1 protein-coding gene and 1 pseudogene are annotated in these 1,772 nt (G+C 47.2%); both read left to right on the forward strand.

Annotation, left to right across the window (positions count from 1 at the left end; genetic code table 11):
- Nucleotides 1-479, forward strand: a pseudogene (locus R7M72_RS24335) (helix-turn-helix-type transcriptional regulator); the annotation flags it as partial.
- A gap of 9 nt (nt 480-488) precedes the next feature.
- Nucleotides 489-1,772 (forward strand): deoxyribodipyrimidine photo-lyase (gene phrB / locus R7M72_RS24340; RefSeq protein WP_318056370.1); only part of this gene is annotated, 1,284 nt, incomplete at its 3' end.

A 1,772-nucleotide genomic window follows, 5' to 3' on the forward strand; every position in this document is an offset into this window, starting at 1 on the left:
TGTCATCGGTATTGAAAGAGTACCCGCTCAACTTAGTCGTAGATCAGTTTATCAATCCTGTGTTTGAGGCATTGGATTTGGTTAAGGGCTCGCTGCGCTCTTTGCAGATGGGATTGTTCCAAACCTGTTTAATCACGCGTTTGGCATTGGTGATCGATTCTGAAAACAAAGCATCTACTAAGGGGAAATGTCTGTTGATCAGCTTTGAACAAAGTCGAGATGCAGAAAGTTGGATTCAGGCGGCGAAGTTGTGCGAGCAAGGTTACCACATCACCTTAATCGACAAGGTGGACGACGTTTCTGGCTTGGTGGGTCACGACGTAATTGAACGCTACCAGCGGGTTTATGTGTTCTCGAATAAGGCGCTACCTGCCAAGCAAGTGGAAGCATTCAAAGCGCTGTTAGCGCGGTATCCTGAGCAAGTGCAGTGTTCGGAAGTTATTGAGAAACTTCATCTTGCACAAACACAGATTCAGTAAGGAGACCACATGATTCTGGTTTGGTTTAGGCGTGATTTACGCACGTTAGACCACACGGCGTTAAAGGCGGCACTTGATACAGGACAACCTGTTGTTGCTTGTTTTGTTGCAACGCCAGAACAGTGGCAAGAGCACCACATGGCGCCGATGCAGGCGGATTTAATCGCTAGGCGTCTTGAGCATGTTCATCAAGAGCTCACAGAGCTAAACATTCCTCTTCTGTATAAAGAAGTTCCGCGTTTTAACGACTGTACACAAGTCATTTGCGATTGGGCGGATAAGCTCAACGCAACAGCGGTAATGGTCAACATCAATTATGAAGTGAATGAAGTTGAGTTGGATAGAAAGGTATCTCAAGCACTGGATAATCGTGGGGTAGAGTTTCACGCCTTTCACGACAAATGCGTTCATGCGCCAACGACCGTACTCAACAAGCAAGGTGAGTATTTCAAAGTATTTACGCCATTCAAACGAGCATGGTTGCAAAAGTTTTCCTTGCCAACGGTATCCAAGCCTCAGAAACAAAATGAACTGCCTAGTGAGCAGTTAGCAGCGGTAAAACAAGACGGTTTTGATGCCGATTTTACGTTCTCTTATCCGAGGGAATCGAGCGAAGCTTGGTGTGCTTCGACCAACGACATTCTCAAGCAATTGAGGACGTTTGCACGCGAGCGTAGTGACGGTTACCAGATGAAGCGAGATTTCCCCGCTATCGATGGTACGAGCCAGCTCTCGCCTTATCTTGCCATCGGAGCATTGTCGCCAAGACAGTGCATCGCGAGGTTGTATGCTGAGAATCCACAACCGGATTTGTCAGAAGGCAAAGCAACGTGGCTGAGCGAGATCATTTGGCGTGAGTTCTATCAGCACTTATTGGTGTTTGAACCTAAACTTGTCAAAGGTCGCGGATTCATCGACTGGGAAGACAAAATTCAATGGTCTTACGATGAACAAGCTTTTGAATGTTGGAAAATGGGGACGACTGGATATCCCATTGTTGATGCGGCAATGCGTCAACTCAACCAAACTGTCTGGATGCACAATCGACTTCGTATGATTGTCGCAAGCTTTCTTTCCAAGGATTTACATATCGACTGGCGCTGGGGCGAAGAATACTTTATGAGTAAGCTCGTCGACGGCGACTTTGCGGCAAATAATGGTGGGTGGCAGTGGTCGGCATCGACTGGCTGTGATGGCCAACCATACTTCCGTATCTTCAATCCAATAAGCCAAGGCGAGAAGTTCGATTCCGACGGTCAGTTCGTGCGTCACTGGGTGCCAGAAATTAAGAGT

The organism is Vibrio sp. YT-18, from assembly GCF_033337345.1.
Lineage (GTDB): Bacteria > Pseudomonadota > Gammaproteobacteria > Enterobacterales > Vibrionaceae > Vibrio > Vibrio alginolyticus.